Source organism: Bacteroidota bacterium (genome assembly GCA_020161395.1).
In the GTDB taxonomy this organism is placed as follows: Bacteria; Bacteroidota; Ignavibacteria; order Ignavibacteriales; family Ignavibacteriaceae; genus UTCHB3.
Genome location: JAIUOE010000014.1, coordinates 65275 through 84489, shown reverse-complemented (window position 1 = coordinate 84489; position 19215 = coordinate 65275). Strand labels below are relative to the sequence as shown.

At 41.2% G+C, this 19215-nt stretch carries 19 protein-coding genes; 9 read left to right on the top strand and 10 right to left on the bottom strand.

Features of this window, described 5'->3' with window-relative positions:
• Positions 1-148: 148 nt before the first annotated feature.
• From LCH52_16005 to LCH52_15995, 3 genes are all read right to left on the bottom strand, one after another.
• Entirely contained in the window at positions 149-1093 is a 945-nt protein-coding gene (locus tag LCH52_16005) for an MBL fold metallo-hydrolase (GenBank protein ID MCA0389993.1), read from the bottom strand.
• A 79-nt stretch (positions 1094-1172) separates the two neighbouring features.
• A complete protein-coding gene (locus tag LCH52_16000) occupies positions 1173-2528 on the bottom strand; it encodes a sigma-54 dependent transcriptional regulator (protein MCA0389992.1) in 1356 nt (451 codons plus the stop codon).
• Between the two features lie 15 nt (positions 2529-2543).
• Positions 2544-3953, bottom strand: a complete 1410-nt coding sequence (locus LCH52_15995) for a PAS domain S-box protein (GenBank protein ID MCA0389991.1) — start codon at positions 3951-3953, stop codon at positions 2544-2546.
• A 161-nt stretch (positions 3954-4114) separates the two neighbouring features.
• Here LCH52_15995 and LCH52_15990 point away from each other — a divergent pair, with 161 nt between their 5' ends.
• The 3 genes from LCH52_15990 to LCH52_15980 all read left to right on the top strand — a co-directional run bounded on the left by LCH52_15990 (position 4115) and on the right by LCH52_15980 (position 7475).
• Positions 4115-5602, top strand: coding sequence for a glycine--tRNA ligase (locus LCH52_15990; protein ID MCA0389990.1), 1488 nt, complete (start codon positions 4115-4117; stop codon positions 5600-5602).
• Between the two features lie 171 nt (positions 5603-5773).
• Positions 5774-6907, top strand: a complete 1134-nt coding sequence (locus LCH52_15985; protein ID MCA0389989.1) for a hypothetical protein — start codon at positions 5774-5776, stop codon at positions 6905-6907.
• On the top strand, positions 6891-7475 hold the full coding sequence (locus LCH52_15980) for an aminodeoxychorismate/anthranilate synthase component II (protein MCA0389988.1): 585 nt from the start codon (positions 6891-6893) through the stop codon (positions 7473-7475). Before LCH52_15985 ends, LCH52_15980 begins: the two co-directional genes overlap by 17 nt.
• Positions 7476-7502: 27 nt before the next feature.
• Here the strand turns inward: LCH52_15980 and rsmD are convergent, their stop codons facing one another.
• The 7 genes from rsmD to hrcA form a co-directional block, all read right to left on the bottom strand.
• Positions 7503-8048: a 16S rRNA (guanine(966)-N(2))-methyltransferase RsmD gene (gene rsmD / locus LCH52_15975; GenBank protein MCA0389987.1), complete on the bottom strand. Its 546-nt coding sequence runs from the start codon at positions 8046-8048 to the stop codon at positions 7503-7505.
• Positions 8038-8904, bottom strand: coding sequence for a hypothetical protein (locus LCH52_15970; GenBank protein ID MCA0389986.1), 867 nt, complete (start codon positions 8902-8904; stop codon positions 8038-8040). Before LCH52_15970 ends, rsmD begins: the two co-directional genes overlap by 11 nt.
• Position 8905: 1 nt before the next feature.
• The gene (locus LCH52_15965) at positions 8906-9463 is read right to left on the bottom strand and encodes a type IV pilin-like G/H family protein (protein ID MCA0389985.1); all 558 of its coding nucleotides are present in this window, start codon (positions 9461-9463) and stop codon (positions 8906-8908) included.
• Position 9464: 1 nt separating this feature from the next.
• Complete coding sequence (locus tag LCH52_15960) at positions 9465-9926, bottom strand: helix-hairpin-helix domain-containing protein (GenBank protein MCA0389984.1); 462 nt, start codon at positions 9924-9926, stop codon at positions 9465-9467.
• A 7-nt stretch (positions 9927-9933) separates the two neighbouring features.
• The gene (gene dnaJ / locus LCH52_15955) at positions 9934-11088 is read right to left on the bottom strand and encodes a molecular chaperone DnaJ (GenBank protein ID MCA0389983.1); all 1155 of its coding nucleotides are present in this window, start codon (positions 11086-11088) and stop codon (positions 9934-9936) included.
• A gap of 3 nt (positions 11089-11091) precedes the next feature.
• A complete protein-coding gene (locus tag LCH52_15950; GenBank protein ID MCA0389982.1) occupies positions 11092-11766 on the bottom strand; it encodes a nucleotide exchange factor GrpE in 675 nt (224 codons plus the stop codon).
• Positions 11767-11832: 66 nt separating this feature from the next.
• Positions 11833-12906, bottom strand: coding sequence for a heat-inducible transcriptional repressor HrcA (gene hrcA, locus LCH52_15945; GenBank protein MCA0389981.1), 1074 nt, complete (start codon positions 12904-12906; stop codon positions 11833-11835).
• A 188-nt stretch (positions 12907-13094) separates the two neighbouring features.
• On the opposite strand from hrcA, the gene LCH52_15940 reads away from it, so the two are divergent.
• Genes LCH52_15940 through LCH52_15915 form a run of 6 tightly spaced genes read left to right on the top strand, consistent with a single transcriptional unit; the run spans position 13095 to position 19213 of the window.
• The gene (locus LCH52_15940; protein ID MCA0389980.1) at positions 13095-13604 is read left to right on the top strand and encodes an NADH-quinone oxidoreductase subunit J; all 510 of its coding nucleotides are present in this window, start codon (positions 13095-13097) and stop codon (positions 13602-13604) included.
• 8 nt (positions 13605-13612) lie between these two features.
• A complete protein-coding gene (gene nuoK, locus LCH52_15935; protein ID MCA0389979.1) occupies positions 13613-13915 on the top strand; it encodes an NADH-quinone oxidoreductase subunit NuoK in 303 nt (100 codons plus the stop codon).
• Positions 13916-13937: 22 nt separating this feature from the next.
• The gene (gene nuoL / locus LCH52_15930; GenBank protein MCA0389978.1) at positions 13938-15878 is read left to right on the top strand and encodes an NADH-quinone oxidoreductase subunit L; all 1941 of its coding nucleotides are present in this window, start codon (positions 13938-13940) and stop codon (positions 15876-15878) included.
• Positions 15878-17380 (top strand): NADH-quinone oxidoreductase subunit M, encoded by a 1503-nt coding sequence (locus tag LCH52_15925; GenBank protein ID MCA0389977.1) that lies wholly within the window; start codon positions 15878-15880, stop codon positions 17378-17380. Before nuoL ends, LCH52_15925 begins: the two co-directional genes overlap by 1 nt.
• Positions 17381-17383: 3 nt before the next feature.
• The gene (locus LCH52_15920; protein ID MCA0389976.1) at positions 17384-18847 is read left to right on the top strand and encodes a sodium:proton antiporter; all 1464 of its coding nucleotides are present in this window, start codon (positions 17384-17386) and stop codon (positions 18845-18847) included.
• A gap of 3 nt (positions 18848-18850) precedes the next feature.
• Positions 18851-19213 carry a hypothetical protein gene (locus LCH52_15915; protein MCA0389975.1) on the top strand — a complete coding sequence of 121 codons (363 nt, stop codon included), beginning with the start codon at positions 18851-18853 and terminating at the stop codon, positions 19211-19213.
• Positions 19214-19215: the final 2 nt, after the last annotated feature.

The following is a 19215-nucleotide window of genomic DNA, read 5'->3' as shown; positions in this document are numbered from 1 at the left end:
GAATTTAACGTAAGGCGAGGGATCAATAAAACGGGGATCATAAGTAGGAGCCAACTTGAGGAAAAGACTCTTTTTGATAAATCTGAGAATACAATAAAAAAGGCTGCCCCTTTTGAGACAGCCTCTTATGTTTTAAATAAAGTTGAGGCTAAATCTCGAAAACCTGTCCCTCTCGTGCGAGGAAAATCTCCAGGTCGTGCCCGGGGTAGTTGTCGTTTTTGTACTGGACGGATTTGCTGAACAAGCTGTAAATCTCAAAGTCGTCGTTGTCGGGTTCGTGATGGAACAGGATGAGAGTCCTGGCTTCAGCCTGCATCGCCAAATCCACTCCCACAAAAGCTGAAGAATGTCCCCAGTCCACCCGTTGCATCTCCTGATCGAATGAATATTGTGCGTCGAAGACTATGATGTCAGCCTTCCCGAAAAAGTCGATAAATTTTTGGAATTTTTGGGTAGTGAAATTATTGTATTCAGAATCAGAAGCAAAAACAAATACTTTACCCTGATACTCGACTCTGTAACCATATGATTTACCCGGGTGGTGAAGCTCAAGATTTTTGATTTTAATACCGTTAATCTCGAGTGAAGTTTCGGGAGGGAACTCTTTGTATTCCTTTTTTGAAGCCATAAAGTTGAGCGAAACGGGGAAAAACTTGAATTCCTGTTGTTCAGTTAATCTTTGCTCAAAATTGCCGTGGGGGCTGTAGAAATTCATTTTATACTTTGGCATGTATGCCGGTTTGAAGAAAGGCCAGCCCTGAATGTGATCCCAGTGAGTGTGACTGATAAAGATGTGCATCTCGTTGAGCGGATCTGCAGATTTAAGCAGGAAATTCCCGAGTTCACGAATTCCTGAACCCATATCGAAAATGAGACGGGTGTCGTTTGCAACGACTTCAATGCAGGTCGTATTTCCGCCGAGTAGGTACTTTAATGAATCATCAAGACTCTCGATAAATACATCTGCATCGGAGTCTGATTCAAAACTTCGACCTGCGGAAAGTTTTAGGACTTGCCGAAGCTTATCCCGGTATTGAGCTGTAGTTGGCGGTGTCGGTACAGAACCCCGAACACCCCATAACCTGATTAACATTCGAACCTGACGAATTTATGAATGTCAAAGTTAATTAAAAATTATTAAAGAAAGTTTGATTTAAATTACAAAAGTTTTTTCATACTTCAATGTCAAGATATTTAATTTTTCTGTAGAGGGTCGAAAGACCGAGATTTAGCGCTTTTGCAACCAGTTCCTTGTCATAGTCATGTTCCTCGAGAATTCTTACAAGGAAATCCCTTTCAACTTTTCGCATGAAATCATCGAGTGAGATGGAAGAAGAAGCAGGGGAGAATTCCCTTTGAATTTTGATGATTTCCGGCAGATCGTTCACTGTAATATAATCTGATTCGGCAAAAATAACAGCGCGCTCTATCACATTTTCAAGCTCTCTTACTTCACCTTTCCAATCGTGATTAATCAATGCTCTGACGGCAGAATAATCAAAGCCTTTTATGCTTTTGTTCATCTGACGCCGGTAAATGTTAAGGAAATGATCCGCCAGAACTGGAATATCATCTTTTCGTTCGGTAAGAGAAGGGAGCCTGATTTCGATGACATTCAGCCTGTAAAACAGGTCTTCTCTAAATCTGCCTTTTTCTATCTCTTCGGTGAGGTTTCTGTTTGTTGAGGCTACAAATCTTACATTAATTTTAACCGGGGAAGTATTGCCCACAGGAATAAATTCTCTTTCCTGCAATACTCTTAAAAGTTTTACCTGTAGATTAAGCGGCATCTCACTTACTTCGTCGAGGAAGAGAGTGCCCTCGTCGGCGGCTTTAATAAAACCTTCCTTGTCGTAGGTGGCACCTGTGAATGAACCTTTTTTGTGCCCAAAAAGCTCGCTTTCAATCAGCGTCTCTGATATGGCACCACAATTAACTGCAATAAACGGTTTGTTTTTCCTTTTGCTGTTGAAGTGGATGGCTTTGGCTACCAGTTCCTTCCCTGTACCGCTGTTTCCGGTAATAAGAACCGTTGAATCGGTCTCTGAAACAGCTCTGATCATTTTGAAGATGCTTTGCATCCTCTTGCTTTTACCGATTATATTTGAAAAATCATACTGGCGGTGCAGTTCATGTTTCAGGATCTGATTTTCACTAATCAGTTCTTTAAGCTGAAAGACCCGTGCGACCTTTACGGTTAATTCATCAAAATCGAGGGGCTTCAGGAGATAGTCGCCGGCGCCTGCACGAAGTGCCCTGATGGCAGTTTCGAGAGATCCGTAAGCTGTGATCATAATAACTGAAGTGTGAAGATTCAGACGAACAATCTTTTCGAGCAGCTCAATCCCTTTCATCTCCGGCATTTCGATATCCGAAATAACAAGGTCATATTCTGTTTGCTGCACCATATCGTAAGCTATTGCTCCGTTTTCAGCGGAATCTACCTGATAACCTTCTTTCTGAAGGATAAAAGAGATTGATTCCCTTATAATGTCTTCATCATCGACAACAAGTATCTTCTTTGACATTTACACTCCGTAAGCTTAATAAATCGGGTTTAAGGGGAGCGATATCTTGAAAGATGTCCCCCTCCCGGGTTTACTTGAAATTTTAATATCCCCTTGAAAACTTTTGACAATCCCGTAACTCACCCACAATCCCAAACCCGTACCTTTTCCGACTGCTTTTGTAGTATAAAAGGGTTCGAAAATTTTTGCATGCTTGTCTGCAGGGATACCGACGCCGTTATCCGCAAGCTCGACTATGAGGTAGCTACCTTCAACATAAGTCTCTGCTGAAATCTCACCACGGTGATCAGGAAATTTTTCTTTCATCTCGAGGATTGCATCCACGGAATTAATAAGAATATTAACAAAAACCTGTTGAATCTGATCAGACACCAGCGGGATAATATGACCCTCCTGCTGATTGAACTTAAAGTTAATATCTTTGGCTTTTTTGCCAACCATGACAATTTCAATCGCTTCCTTTAAATTTTGCCCGATATCCGTAGATCTGAGTTCGTAATTGCTTGGCCGCGAGAAATCGACAAGGTCTCTGATAATTTTTGAGATCCTGTTAATCTGTTTTTTAATAAGCTCAAGTTTTTCTTTTATAAATTCATCTTCGGTGGATCGTTGTATTATTTGCGCTAAAGCGGAGATGGATGCGAGTGGATTTCCAACTTCATGTGCCACTCCCGCTGCAAGAGTTCCGATACTTTCCATCTTCTGAGTATGAATAAGCTGCTTCTCCAGGTTCCGTTTGTCAGCCAGATCACGATGAATCCCAAAATAGCCAATCAGGTTTCCTTCTTCATCATGCATTGGGGTGATTTGCAACTGCGAATAAAATGTTTCGCCATTTTTCCTTTTGTTCTCCACTTCACCAATCCATGTTGAACCGGATGAAATGGTTTTCCACATATTCTCCCAGTGCATCTGGGAATGCTTGCCACTGCCAAAGATTCTGGGGTTGAATCCGATAAGTTCTCTCTGATCGAAGCCGCTTTCTGCGGAAAATGCCGGATTTACATAGATCATTCTTCCGGTCAGGTCTGTGATTTGAAGCGGATTCATGGTATGATCTGCGATGTATTTGAACCTGATCAGATCAGTTTTGTTCTTCCTGAAAAGAGTAGTATCCTTTATTTGCAGAAAAACCTTGTTCCCCTCGACACAATTGAACAATGCTGAGCAGTCATAGTAAGACCTGCTTTCGACATCCTTAATTCGGCAGTCGAAAGTAATCCTTGACTTTGAGGTGACGCACTTGATAAGAGAGTGTTCAAATTTGAGAATTGATTCAGGACTAAGTATTGAGTCAATTTCTTTCAGTGAATCACGGGAATATCCAAGCCTGTCGTAAATCTGTCTGCTTGCGGAAATAATCTTTCCTTCCATGTCAAGGAGAAAATAATAATCGTCGAGCAGGTCGAATAGTTTCAGATCCAAATGGTTCTTCGCATTGTTTTATAAAATATTAAAGGAAATCTTACAAAAATAGTAAAAAGAAGGGGCTAAACCGAATAATAATATCGGTATCAACTGCAATGATATGGTTATATTTAAAGATTGAATTTTTTAAAAATTATTATTCCGGAGAACGAGAATTGATGAAGACCAAGAGCGATGTTTTGGAAAAAATAATTTCCTTGGCGAAGCGAAAAGGATTTGTTTACCAGTCCAGTGAAATATATGGCGGTTTGAACGGATGTTATGATTACGGCCCATTGGGAAGTGAGATGCTGCGTAATCTGAAAGACGAGTGGTGGAAGTTCATGACATACAGAGAAGATGTTGAAGGACTTGATGCTTCCATTCTTATGTCTCCCGAAGTGTGGGTTGCATCAGGACATGTTGAAAATTTCACAGACCCGATGATCGATTGTAAATCATGTAAAGCCCGTTTCAGAGTGGATTATCTTATTGATCAGATTGCAGCAAAAAAGAAGTCGAAACTTCTCGAAGCTTTACTTGCAGTCGCCAAAGAGGGTGACCTGAAGTCAAAAATCGAAGATTCGTTAAAGTCAGTTGAAACAAAATCAGAAGAAGTAAACGATTTTATAGTAGATCTTTTCGAAACTGAACTTGCTCCGAAATTGATTGAGGAATTAAATTGTCCGAATTGCGGTAACAAGGGTTCGTTCACTTCTGCCCGTAAGTTTAACCTTATGTTTAAGACTTTTTTAGGGTCCGTGGAAGAGACAGGCTCAGCAATCTATCTTCGACCGGAAACGGCACAGGGAATCTTTGTGAATTTTCTGAATGTACAGAATGCTTCCCGTCAGAAAGTGCCCTTCGGTATTGCTCAAATCGGGAAAGCCTTCAGAAATGAGATCAATACGAGATATTTCCTCTTCAGAACCCGTGAGTTTGAGCAGATGGAAATGCAGTATTTTGTAAAGCCGGACGAAGACAAAAAATATTACGATTACTGGAAAGAACTAAGACTCAACTGGTTTAAGAGTCTTGGAATGAAACCTGAGAATTTGAGATATCATGACCATCCTGCCAACAAACTTGCTCACTACGCAAAAGAAGCTACCGACATTGAGTATCAGTTTCCGTTCGGCTGGGGAGAGATTGAAGGAATTCATAACCGTACAGATTTTGATCTGGGCAGGCATGAACAATATTCCAAAAAGGGTCTCAGATTTTATGATGAGGATTCAAAGGAAAGATACCTGCCGTATATCATCGAGACTTCAGCCGGTGCAAGCAGGTCGTTCATGGCGTTTTTGATTGATGCCTACGAAGAACAGGACCTTGGAGGTGACATCAGAACGGTATTGCACCTGCATCCAAGACTTGCTCCCGTCAAGGCAGCAATACTTCCTTTGGTTAACAAAGATGGAATGCCCGAATTTGCCAAAAAAATTGAGGCTGATCTCAGATCACGGTACAAAATATTCTATGACGACAAAGCAGCTATCGGAAGAAGATACAGAAGGATGGACGAAATTGGAACTCCTTATGCGATCACTGTCGATACCCAGACTCTTGAAGATAACAGTGTAACGGTTCGTGAAAGAGACAGCATGGAACAAATTCGCGTTGATGCCTCCAGACTTTCCGGTTATCTTGCCGAGAAACTTGCTTAGATATTCCGATTGAAAATGCAGATAAAGGCTGTTTCTTTTGGAGCAGCCTTTTTCTTTAAAGTATGCTCTGTCGCTTTTAAAGCATGGCATGTTTACAGGGCTAAAAATTTATGAAACTTCTTTCGAAATCTGTTAGTATAATTCGTTAACTAATTAAAAATAAGTTGACCAATGAAAAAATATCTCATTCTACCCCTGTTTTTTATACTGATCTCCCAACAAATTCATCCGCAAACCAACAGCAGTATTGTAGATGAAGGGATAAAAGATGTGTATTCCTTCAATTTCACCGCTGCAGAGACCAAATTCAGGTCTCTTCTGCGTGAGAATCCAAAATCACCGGCGGGACTATTCTACCTGTCGATGATAGACTGGTGGAAGATTCTGGTCGATCTCGAAGATGAATCGAAAGATGATCTTTTTTACAAGAAACTTGACGACATCATCTTCGTCTGCGAGGAAATTTTAGACAAAGACCCCGATAATATCGAAGCCCTCTTCTTCAAAGCCGGTGCCATTGGCTACAGAGGGAGACTCAGAGCACTGCGTGAAAGCTGGCTGAAAGCCGCAGATGACGGCAGGGAAGCACTTCCGATAGTTAATAAGGTTTTGAAACTGCAACCAAAAAATGCGGATGTGCTCCTCGGAACAGGCATTTATTCCTACTACATTTCGGTTATTCCTGATGAGTACCCTGCAGTAAAGCCTCTTCTGATTTTCTTTCCGTCGGGTGACAAGCAACAGGGAATAAAAGACCTGCAGAGGGTTGCCGAAAGAGGAAGATATGCAAAATATGAGGCACAATACTTCCTGATGACACTTTACCAGGAATTTGAAAGGGATGCTCCTTCCTCAGAAAAATATGCAAAGATGCTTACTGACCAGTTCCCTGAAAATCCTGTCTTCTTGAAATGGAGAGGCAGAGCTGCGGTGATGCGTGGTGATTATCCTCTTATCCAGGAGATTTACACAAAACTGTATGCCGGTTGCAAGGAAGGGAAGTTTGGTTACACCACCAAGTTAAGACGCGAAACCACCTACTATCTGGGATTTTACTACAAAGCAATCAGCCAGTGGGATTCTTCGAAGATTTACTTCAAAGAGTCTGTCGAGCTTTCACGAAAGATAGAGAAAAAAGAGGCTTCCGGTTACTTCGTCAATGCTCTCCTGTATGAAGGTATGATGCATGACAAGATGGGAGAACGGGAAGAAGCAATAAAATGCTACAATGAAATTTTGAAATTGAACGAATATAACGGCTCACATAAACAAGCCAAACAGTATCTGAATGAGCCTTTCAAGTAAAAAAGTACTTGTTGTCGACAATTACGATTCATTTACATGGAATCTTATTGCACTTCTAAGGCAGGGAAATGCAAAAGTGACCGTGGTAGAGAACGATGACCGGGACTGGGAAAAGATTGAACTTACTGATTATAAAGGGGTTGTTCTTTCTCCGGGACCCGGTTCACCCCGTAATGCCGGTTCTCTTTTGCAAATACTTTCAAAATGTAAAGGTGTGCTGCCGGTTCTCGGGGTATGTCTCGGGCATCAGGCGATAGGGGAGTCGTTCGGTTTGAAAGTGGTACCCGCGAGGGAATTATGTCATGGAAAGGCTTTTTATATCAATCACGATGGTGAGGGAGTATACAAAGGAATTCCGGCAAAATTTAAAGGCATGCGTTACCATTCGCTTGCAGTATCTGAACCTGAAGAAAAATCAGTGCTTGCTGTTTCTTCCAGGACAGCCGATGGTGAAATTATGGGTTTGAGGCATAAAACATTACCGGTTGAGGGTGTGCAGTTTCATCCTGATTCGATCGAAACTGTTGAGGGGCAACAAATTATTAATAACTGGTTGAATTCAATTTAATCAGTTAAATCCGGTTATCAGTCTTTTCTATTCAAAACTGAAGAGACAGGTATCTCCAATTCGTCTAAACGGCTCAATGCCGAATTCTGCAGTATCTTTTTCGAGAGTCTGAATCGATCTTTCAAGAAGAAACAGCCCTCCTTCATTTACCAGTCCCCGTTTCATAATATTCTTTACCACCTGATGGATGTCAAATTCATAGAACGGCGGGTCAGCAATGATAACATCAAACTTTAACGCTGTGGATGCAGTGAAAGAAACGGCACTCATCTTATGGATGCTGGTCGATTTTTCCACCCCGAGAGAAGCGATATTTTCGGAAAGAACCTTTACGACCGGGTAATTTTTTTCTACAAAATGAACCTCTTTGGCTCCACGGCTTAGCATTTCAAATCCAAGTGATCCCGAGCCTGAGTAAATATCGGCGACAATTGCTCCGTCAAAATCGTAAAAATTGGCTAAATAGTTAAAAACCGACTGTTTTACTTTGTCTGTTGTGGGTCTTGTGTATTTGGAGTCGGGGGTTTTTATGAATCTTCCTCCAAATTCACCCGAGATGATTCTAAGCCTCATTTCTGATCTCTTGCATGAGGTCGGGAGGAATCTTGCTTACTTTGCCAAGCGGAAAACCGGAGAAGCTGTCCTTCGTTTTTACATTCATCCACTTTTCCACGAGGGAAGTCAAGCCTATCATATAATCCTCCAGGCTGAAATAGACTGCATGAAGGGTGTCTTTATCGATCCTTCCGGCAGAATTATTCAGCAAAAAGGAATCGATGATATCAGGTACCGATGGGACATCAATGAAATTTGTGGAGTAAACGGAAGTAATCGCCCTTCCTTTTATCGCTGAGAGGATGATGCTGCTTCCCGAGAGATGAAGCAGAACCGATGACTGTTCTTCGGGAAAGTATCTCTTTATAAAATTCCTTAGAGATAGAAATGGAATGGTGACTTTTGTCTTTGGAGCCTTAAGATGGTTTTTGATCTCGGCAGCAAAAGTGAGAATGGAATTGTCGATCAGGGTAATCAACTCATAATCAGGTGAACTGAATCCGGGGGAGTCGAGCCTTTGAACATCGAGCGAGAAGGAATCATCTGTGAGATAGGGGAATATCAGTTTTGTTTCAAACTTATACTCGTTGTACTGCTGAAGACGCGAAAGTCCCTGTTTTGCCGGCAGTGAGAAAGTGTGAAACATTGCCTGTGGAAAAATAAGATAAACAGTGGAATCCATCAGATTCGCTTTACCAATCGAGTAAAGGAGATCGTCTTTCAGCCTCGCTGCATTTTCAGGGTTGATACTCTTGATGGATGAACCTTCAAGAATTGAGTAATTCAAAGGTATTTTATCAACTGACTCCTCCTTCGGGTTCACATTTTTGATGGAGATTGAGTCAAATTTTATCTCGAGCAGAATCCGGTTCATATTATTCCCACGATGCTGAATATTTAAGTGCATCAAAATAGAGATTTCCGATACTTCCGTATCCTGACGGATCAACTATTTTGAATCTTGTTCCCCGGGTAATTGAAGTATCCACTCTGATGAATTTCCCTTTTTCTGAAAAAACTGAATCGATTACTCTGACAGAATCGAGTAATATTGCAAATGGCTGATGAATCTTTGTTGAGTATTTTAAGCTGTCTGCTCTCAATACCCCCTCATTGTCGGTTCTGAAACTGAAGAGTGAAGAGTCGAGACCTTTTATTCCGCCCAGAATTATCCCTGCCTCGGCAGTCTTCACAAAGTTAATAAGCTCGTCAATGTTACCGGCAAAATGTCCATATTTTTCTACATACGCTCTTTGTGCGGTTCTGAGATTGTGAAGGCGGTTTCGGGCTTCTTTTTTGTTGCTTTCTTCAAGTTGAGTCAACTGAAGTGGATCAAAATATGCTACCTTCAATAGAAACAATCCAAGGATGATTATTAATCCCGGATTTATGAACGACTGATAGTCTCTGTAAAATTTCTTTACTTGTTCCATGTCAAAGGGTCAGGTAGCGTTTAATCTTATCAAAAGTTTTTTTTCCTATACCTTTGACCTTAAGTAACTGGTCAATCGAGTCGAACCCATCATATTTTACTCTAGATTCAATGATACGAGCAGCAATTTCCTCACCAATCCCGGGAATTCTTGCAAAATCGTCAATGGTAGCCGTGTTTATATTTATCGACGAGTCTTTTGGGATACCGCTTTCCGTTGATTTATTCGCCGAACCCTTTAATCCTTTTTTCTTTTCTTTATCCTTCTCTACCTTTTCAGTTTGCTCTTTCAGGAGTTGAGCGGAGGATTTCTCCTTTGCCGGTGGAATTTCAGCTTTTGCATCAGGTCTAAAGATTTGAATCAGAGCGCCGGTTACAATTGCCGCCAGGACAAAAAGAAGTGCGGAGACCTCCAGTTTAGTTAATCCTGACTTTATTGAAAGGCGCTCGATCAAATTTTTCAAGTGAAATCTACAATCCGAATTTCTTAAAGAAACCGCTTTTATCTTCTGAACCCGAAATATTGGGTTGTGACTGCAACTCTTTCAAAAGTTCTTTTTCTCTTGCGTTTGTTTTCTTTGGCACAATAATATTTACCTGGACAAGCTGGTCACCTTTTCGATGGCTTCTGTCATTCACATTTGGCAGGCCTTTCCCTGCAAGTCTGAGTATCTTGCCGGCGCTTGTACCTGCCTCAACTGAAAGTTTTACTTTTCCGGTAAGGGTCGGTATTTCAACTTCATCTCCAAACACAGCCTGCGGGAAACTTATATGAAGTTGATATAGGACATCGGAACCGTCTCTTTTGAAGTGCTCGTGTTCTATCTCCTGAAATCCGACGAGGAGATCACCGTTTGGCCCACCTCTTAAACCGGCATTTCCTCTACCTCTTAGACTCAACTGCATCTCATCGCTTACACCGGCTGGCACTTCGATAGTTTCAGTGACTTCGCTTTTGGTTCTTCCGTCACCGTGACATTTCTTGCAGGGTTTGTCGATTACACTTCCCTCGCCGTTACAGTTGGCACACGGCTGGATATTTACGAACTGTCCGAAGACAGAGCGGGAAACATTTCTGATCTCACCTGAACCGTTACATGCAGGGCATGTCTTTTTGCTGGCACCACCTTCTGAACCGCTTCCAGTACAGGAATCGCATTTTACAAATTTATTGATTTTGATAGTCTTTGTAGTGCCGGTGGCAATTTCTTCAAGTTTTAATTTGAGGGTTACCCGCAGATCGCTGCCGGGAGTACCGGTACTTCTTCTTTTGCCGCCTCCGGAACCTCTTCTGCCTCCGCCGAAGAAGTCATCAAAAATCGACCCGCCACCTCCGAAAACATCCGAAAAATGGGAGAATATGTCGTTGATATCCGTAAATCCCTGCTGACCTCCGCCGGCTCCGAAAGCCTGGTGACCGAATCTGTCGTATTTCGCTCTTTTCTCATCGTCACTTAATACTTCATATGCTTCGGCGGCTTCTTTAAATTTTTCTTCTGCTTCCTTATTGTCGGGATTCCTGTCAGGATGAAATTGCATAGCAATTTTTCTGTAGGAAGACTTTATTTCATCCTTTGAAGCAGTTTTAGCCACACCAAGCACTTCATAATAATCTCTCTTGCTCATATCTTACTTTTCTTCTTCCTCTGATTTAGTTGAGTCATCTGTCGGAGCCTCCGGCATTTCACTGATAATTACATCGCTGTGACGCAGAATAGTATCTTTATACATGTAACCCGGGGTAACAACTTCGAGAACAGTATCGGGTTCAACTTCGCTGTTGGCATATCTGCCGATGGCATTGTGAAGGTTATAGTCGAAAGGCTGACCTTTCGCAGGGATCTGTTTCAAACCTTTTTGTTCAAGCATTTTTGCAAGGGAATCATGAATAAGAATGAAACCTTGTATTACCTTCTCTTTGTCTTCGGTTTTTGGTGCGAACTCTGCTGCACGGTCGAAGTTATCAATGACAGGAAGTAGCGCTGAAATAAGATTTCCCTCTGCATCAGTCCAGGTTTTGGCTGATTCTTCACGGTGACGGCGTTTAATGTTGTCAATTTCGGCAACTCTTCTTTGAAGAATATCTCTCAAATTGTCGATTTCGGATTTTTGCTTTTCGATTTCTGCATTGAGATTGTTTATTTGCTCCACGAGTTCATTGATAATACCTGCCTCTGTCAAGGAACCCGCTGAATCGTTATCGTTTGTTGAGCTGGATTCATTCTGTAGCTCTAAATTTTCATTTTCCTGGTTTTCTGTCTGGTTCATTTTTTCTTTATTTTCTTTTTTCTTTCCAAATGCCATGATAATTTCTCCTTGTAAAGCTTAAAAATTTGAGATTTATAAAACTTAATAACATTTATAAATATTTTATATATTGTTTTGGTTCCCTGAAAGAAGTTCAGTCAGGAGACCGGCGGTAAAATCGACTATTGCGATGATTCTGGCATAATCCATTCTTTTTGGGCCAATAATGCCCATAGCGCCTGTATTTTCGCCGACTTTATATTCCTTCATCACAATACTGTAGTCTTCAGTCTGATTATATGGAAGTTCCCTTCCGATCATGATATTTACGCCACTAATCGAACTGGCTCTTTCGAGGAAAATACCTGAGCTGTTTTCGAAAATATGGATAATTATATCCTTCTCTTCCATCAATTCGACGATATTCTCAAACTTGATCGGATCCTCAAACTCGGGATGTTTCAACAGATTTCTGGCACCGGAAATCATCACTTTATCATCCGTCTTGAAATCATTAAATATTTTGTCAGCAGAATCATACAGAAGTGAAATTATCGGATTACCGAGTATCTCAGAGTCTTTCAACCTTTCTGCCAGCGATGTCTTAATGTCTTTTAGCCTTAATCCGGCGAGTTTTTCGTTTAAAAGACGCTGCACATCCTCAATTTGTTTCTCTTCGATGTTTGTGGTCAGTTCCAGGGTAATTGTTTTCACGAGCCCGGAAACGATGCTGATAACTACGAGAATTTTGTTCGAAGCAAGATAGACAAGCTGAATTCGACTCAGGACACCGGTTTCTATTTTCGGATAGATAACACATGCAAGCTGGTCTGTAATTCTGCCGAGAATCTTTGATGCGATGTTATAAATATCTTCACTGTTTACAAGATTTTTTCTAATCTCTGAAGTGATTGAATTACGGGTTGTATCATCGAGACTGGGTACATCCATCAGCGAATCGACATAAAGCCTGTAGCCCTTGTCTGTGGGGACTCTTCCTGCGGATGTGTGCGGATGATTTATATAGCCTGAATCTTCAAGATCAGCCATGATGTTCCGTACAGTGGCAGGTGACAATCCGATATCATACCTTTTGGATATGTTACGGCTGCCAACAGGTGAAGCTGTAAGAATGAACTGATTCACAATATGCCGAAGGATGCTTTTCTCTCTTGCGGAAAGCTCAAATCCTTGCATTTTTCAGGTTACTCCGGTTTTAAAAATTTAAAAGTATTTAACCTGCAAATATAAGCAATTCAAACGGGGCGAAAAATGTTTTGAATTTTCCCCACCGGTCGTTAAATTTTTTGATTAAGTACTCTTAAAAACTTATATTTGAATTTGATTAATTTTGAGTTTTAAACTACCAAATCAGGAAGTTTTCGATGACCTTGGAACAGGGATTGTTTGGATTTTTTGCACTAATAGCGGTAGCATCATCTGTTTTGATGGTAACCCGTAAAAATCCTGTTATTTCCGCACTATTTCTTGTACTTAATTTTGGAGCCCTCTCCGGAATCTATTTATTGCTCAGAGCCCAGTTTTTAGCTGTTGTTCAGGTAATAGTATATGCCGGAGCGATCATGGTTTTATTCCTGTTCGTTTTGATGCTCCTGAGACCGGAACAGGAGAAATCTTACTTCAAAGAGAGACCCCAGCAGAAATTTCTCGCCATTGTAATTGCTTTTTTGATGTTCGCCCAGATGGTTTATTCCATCTTTTTCACATTACCCGGTAAGGTTGTTGACGAGAATACCAGAGTGGAAATTGGTACAATTGAACACATCGGAAAGGAATTGTATACAACTTATCTTCTTCCGTTCGAAGCGATTGCGTTTGTACTGCTTACGGCTACAATTGGTGCATTGATATTATCTAAAAAGAAATTGGATTAGTTTCAGTTATGATCCCACTCGAATATTACCTTATTTTAAGTGCTTTTATGTTTGTTACCGGGGTTGCCGGTGTACTTACCAGACGGAATGCCATTGTGGTATTTATGTCGATAGAGCTGATGTTAAATTCAGCGAACCTGACCTTTGTTGCATATTCATCTTTCTTTGGAGATGTGATAGGGCAGCTTTTTGTTTTTTTTGTAATGGCAGTCGCAGCAGCCGAAGTAGCTATCGGTCTGGCAATCATCATAGCCATTTTCAGGAATAAAGTTACAATTAACATAGATGAAATTAACATTTTAAAGTGGTAATCTACTAAACACCCCACGAAATATGACAGAATACATTTACTTGGCAGTGCTTTTCCCATTGATCGGATTTCTGATCAACGGGCTGTTTGGGAGACTGATCAAAAACGAGAAGATTGTCGGCGGAATTGGTGCCGGCATGGTTGGTCTCGCATTCCTGGTCGTAGTTTTCTCTTTTTTCGAAACCCTCGGATTACCTGCTGATCAGCGGAGCCGGATAATAAAATGGTTTACCTGGATAAAAGCAGGCGGTATTGATGCTGCATTCAGCTATCAGGTCGACCAGTTATCTCTCACCATGTCGCTAATTGTCACAGGTGTTGGATTTATTATCCATGTTTACTCAATCGGGTACATGCATGGAGATAAAGGTTTTTGGCGGTTTTTTGCCTACATGAACCTCTTCATCGTTGCTATGATGAATCTGGTGCTCGCCGACAATTTTGTTCTTCTGTTCCTCGGTTGGGAAGGGGTGGGATTATGTTCATACCTGCTCATCGGTTTTTATTACGACAGAAAATTTGAAAAAGGAACTGTAGCTGATGCCTCCAAAAAGGCATTTGTAGTTAACAGAATCGGTGATTTCGGTTTTCTCGTTGCAATGTTTTTTGTTTTCTACTACTTCAAAAGTTTAAATTTTAGCGAAGTATTGCCACTTGTTGCCGGATCGGGGATAGAACCCTGGATATTTGAGGCAATTGCAATATTCCTCTTCATCGGAGCCACCGGAAAATCGGCACAGATTCCTCTTTTTGTATGGTTGCCTGATGCGATGGCAGGTCCGACCCCTGTATCTGCCCTTATCCATGCTGCAACGATGGTTACTGCGGGTGTTTATCTCGTTGCCCGAACATCAGTAATTTTTGCGATGGCACCGACTGCAATGATGGTGGTAGCAATAATCGGATTGTTCACAGCTCTTTTTGCAGCCACAATCGGACTGGTTCAGAATGACATAAAGAAAGTTCTGGCGTATTCCACTGTGAGTCAGTTGGGTTACATGTTTCTTGCTCTCGGAATGGGAGCCTTCTCCGCAGGTATCTTTCATGTAATGACACACGCTTTCTTCAAAGCACTTTTATTCCTTGGTGCGGGTTCAGTAATACATGGCATGCACGAGGAACAGGATATCAGAAACTACGGCGGCTTAAAAAAGTATATGCCAAAAACATATCTCACTTTTGCGATTGCGGCTGTGGCAATTTCAGGAATTCCCCCTCTTTCCGGCTTTTTCTCGAAAGATGAAATACTCTGGATGGCTTATGCGAATGGTGGATTGTTTTTCTGGATAATTGGAGCAATTACTGCCTTAATGACTGCATTTTACATGTTCAGACTTCTTTCTCTTACTTTTGAGGGGAAAGAGAGATTCGACCACCATCGTGTACATCCCCACGAATCCCCGAATATTATGGTGATTCCTCTGATTGTTTTGGCTGTTTTGTCAGTAATTGGCGGATTTATCGGACTTCCGAAAGTATTTGTTGGGGAACATGGCAATCTGTTTGAAGTGTGGTTGGCACCAATTTTCAAGGATGCAACACGCAAACTCTCGACCGGTAACATTCATTCTCATCTTGAGGAATATCTTCTGATGGCAACTTCTGTAGTTGGAGCAGTTGCCTCAATAATGCTCGCAAGACATATCTATTTGAGAAAACCGGAAATTGCCACAAGTATATCCGAATCTTTCAAAGGAGTTTATAAAACTCTGCTAAACAAATATTTCGTAGATGAGTTTTATCAGAAAGTTATCATCACACCGTTAGTGAAGCTCTCTGATTCCGTTTTGTTTAAGTTTACTGATGCCAAAATAATTGATGGAGCCGTAAACGGCACAGCGAAAGTTATTGATTTTGCATCAGGTTATGCACGAAAGTTTCAAACCGGCGTGACACAGTTTTATGCTGTCATAATGATGATAGCAATAACAGGTACATTATTCTGGATAATATTGAGTTTCTGATGGATAAAAGTTATATATTGAGTCTTCTTTTACTTCTTCCCATTGCCGGCTCGATGCTGGTCCTGATGTTACCCAAAGAAAATTTGAGGTTGACCAGGATAACAGGGCTTGTGATTTCGCTCGTGATTTTTGTTGTCTCATTATTCACATATTTTAATTTCAATGCCGAAAGTGTAAATTTCCAGTTTGCAGAAAAATATGAGTGGGTAAAGGGACTCGGAATTTATTACCATGTAGGTCTGGACGGAATGTCTCTCCTGCTCGTTCTCCTTACAACATTTATGACACCTCTGGCACTTCTCTCCACATGGTCGAGTATTGATGTAAAAGTAAAGGAATTTACTTTCTTCATGCTGATGCTCGAAGCGGGAATGCTTGGCGTTTTCATGTCGCTCGATCTTTTCCTTTTCTACATTTTCTGGGAAGCGATGCTCATTCCGATGTACTTCATAATCGGTATATGGGGCGGCAAAAACAGAATCTACGCTTCTGTGAAATTTTTTATCTACACTATGGCAGGTTCTCTTGTGATGCTCGTTGCCATAATCTGGCTTGCAAATTCGGGAACCGCGTTTACTACTGACCTTATCGAACTCTACAAACAAGGACCTGCAATCGATCCTTCTAAGCAAAATCTGTTGTTTGCCGCTTTTGCTCTTAGTTTCGCCATAAAAGTCCCGTTGTTTCCACTTCACACCTGGCTGCCGGATGCGCATGTCGAGGCTCCGACCGCAGGCTCGGTAATACTTGCCGGTGTACTGCTGAAGATGGGTACATATGGTCTAATAAGATTTAATTTACCGTTGTTTCCTGATGCGGTAAAAGTTTTTGCCCCTTACATTACCACACTGGCTGTTATCGGCATAATTTATGGTGCACTTGTGGCGATGGTGCAAAAGGATATGAAAAAGCTTGTTGCCTATTCATCAGTATCCCACCTTGGATTTGTAGTTCTGGGTATTTTTGGATTGACCATTGAGTCGATGCAGGGAGCGATAATACAGATGGTCAATCACGGTCTTTCAACAGGGGCACTCTTCCTTTTAGTGGGTTATATCTACGAAAGAACTCACACCCGTGAGATAGCTGATTACGGCGGAATTGCGAAAATAGTGCCCGTTTATGCCACAATTCTTTTGATTGTGTCTCTTTCATCAATAGGTGTTCCGGGATTAAACGGATTTGTTGGTGAATTCCTGATATTGGTGGGTTCATTCAAGTCACCACTCCTTGTCAGTCCTTATTTTTCAATAATAGCGGCATCGGGTGTTATCTTTGCTGCTGTTTATCTCCTCTGGATGTATCAGAGAGTTTGTTTGGAGACAGTAAAGAATGAAAAAATGAATTCACTTACTGATCTGAATACCCGGGAGTTAATTACTCTCGCGCCATTACTGCTATTCATTGTTTGGATAGGAATTTATCCTTCAACTTTCTTGAGGTTATCCGAAGCGTTTTCATCAAATATTGTAAATACGGTGATGAACGCCCTGGCAAAATAAAATATGAGGCACGCAGCACTTTTTTTCGCAGCCTTTTTTACACTGTTCATATTATTTAACAGCGAAATAAGAAGTGAATCGAAAGATTCAACAGATAAAACAAAACAGGAAACTGTTCTTTCTCATACTGATAAAGCAAAGACAACAGAGACCGGTGCGCATCACGGTTCTTCACCAAGTCCGTATCTGGTAATCCCTTTCATTCTGCTTTTGTTGCTGATAGCCATTGCCCCTTTGTTTTTTCAACATTTTTGGGAGCACAACTATCACAAGGTAGCCATCTTTTTGGGTCTGATAGTTGCTGTTTATTACGCAGCGATACTGAATGATTTTACGAGTCTTAAGCATACACTTGTTGAATACCTGTCATTCATCGCCCTGCTGAGTTCTTTGTTCGTTGCGAGTGGTGGCATTCTGATAAAAGTGGACAAAAAAGCCACACCTCTTGCAAATACGCTTTTTCTGCTTTTTGGAGCAGTAATCGCTAATGTGATTGGAACAACCGGTGCGTCCATGCTTCTGATTCGTCCATTTATGAGAATGAACAAAGGAAGAATAAAGCCGTACCACATCATATTTTTTATTTTTGTGATAAGCAATGCGGGTGGTGCTCTTACTCCGATCGGAGATCCGCCACTGTTTCTCGGATTCCTTAAAGGAGTTCCTTTTTTCTGGGTGATAGAGCAGGTTTGGCTGATTTGGATTTTGGCGATTTTCATGATTCTTTCCATCTTCTTTTTGCTCGACAGGGCTAATAAAGCCGGAGCAAATGATGAAACAACTTACAGTGGGAAGATCGAATTGAAGGGGCTGAAAAACCTTGGCTATCTGGCGATAATCATTTTATCGGTTTTCCTTGATCCGGCTGTCTTGTCATGGGTACCTTCACTTGATCCGTTACCCGTTGGAATCAGGGAAATCATAATGTTCAGTGTGGTGTTTGCCGCTTACAAAACTGCTGATGAAAAGATACTAAAGGCAAATGAATTTGATTTTGCGCCTATTAAAGAAGTGGCGTATTTGTTCGTGGGAATCTTCTTTACGATGGTTCCGGCACTGAGACTGATAGCTGACATGGCCCGTGAAAACAGCGATGTATTCACAAGTTCACTCTTTTATTGGGCATCCGGTGCTCTTTCATCCTTTTTGGATAATGCCCCGACCTATCTGAACTTTATGAGTGCTGCCATGGGGAAATTTGGTTATGATTTGAACGGCGGAGCTGCACAAACTCAGCTTTTCCTGCAGAATCCCGATGCGGTACAATACCTGACCGCAATTTCGGTTGGTGCAGTTTTCTTCGGTGCCATGACATATATTGGAAATGGACCCAATTTTATGGTTAAGTCGATTTCAGAAAGAGCCGGTGTCAGGGTTCCAAGTTTTATTGAGTATATAATTAAGTATTCACTGCCCGTTTTATTGCCCGTTTATGCAATAATATGGTTCATATTTTTCAGAGGTTAGTCAATGACAATAAAGAGTTGCCTTGCTGAAAAGAAGACCGGTTATCTCTACGGTAACAGACTGATTCTCCCTTTCAAGGGAAGATTTCTTAAGGTCGTGGTCGAAAAAGATATAATTACTGATTTTTCACCCAGTTCAAGAGGGATTAACATTGTAGAGGAAGATCTATATACCAGCCTTTACTTTCTGGAATACAACTCTCTTCGTGACACTTTATCGAAGTATGATAATATAAAAATCGTCGTCGTTGAAAAAGAGGACGACATATTTGATATTACTAAACACATGAAACTGGCAGTCTACAGAACTGACTCGCATGTGGCAACAATTGAAGAAACTGAACATGACATTTTATTTATTGAGTAGGT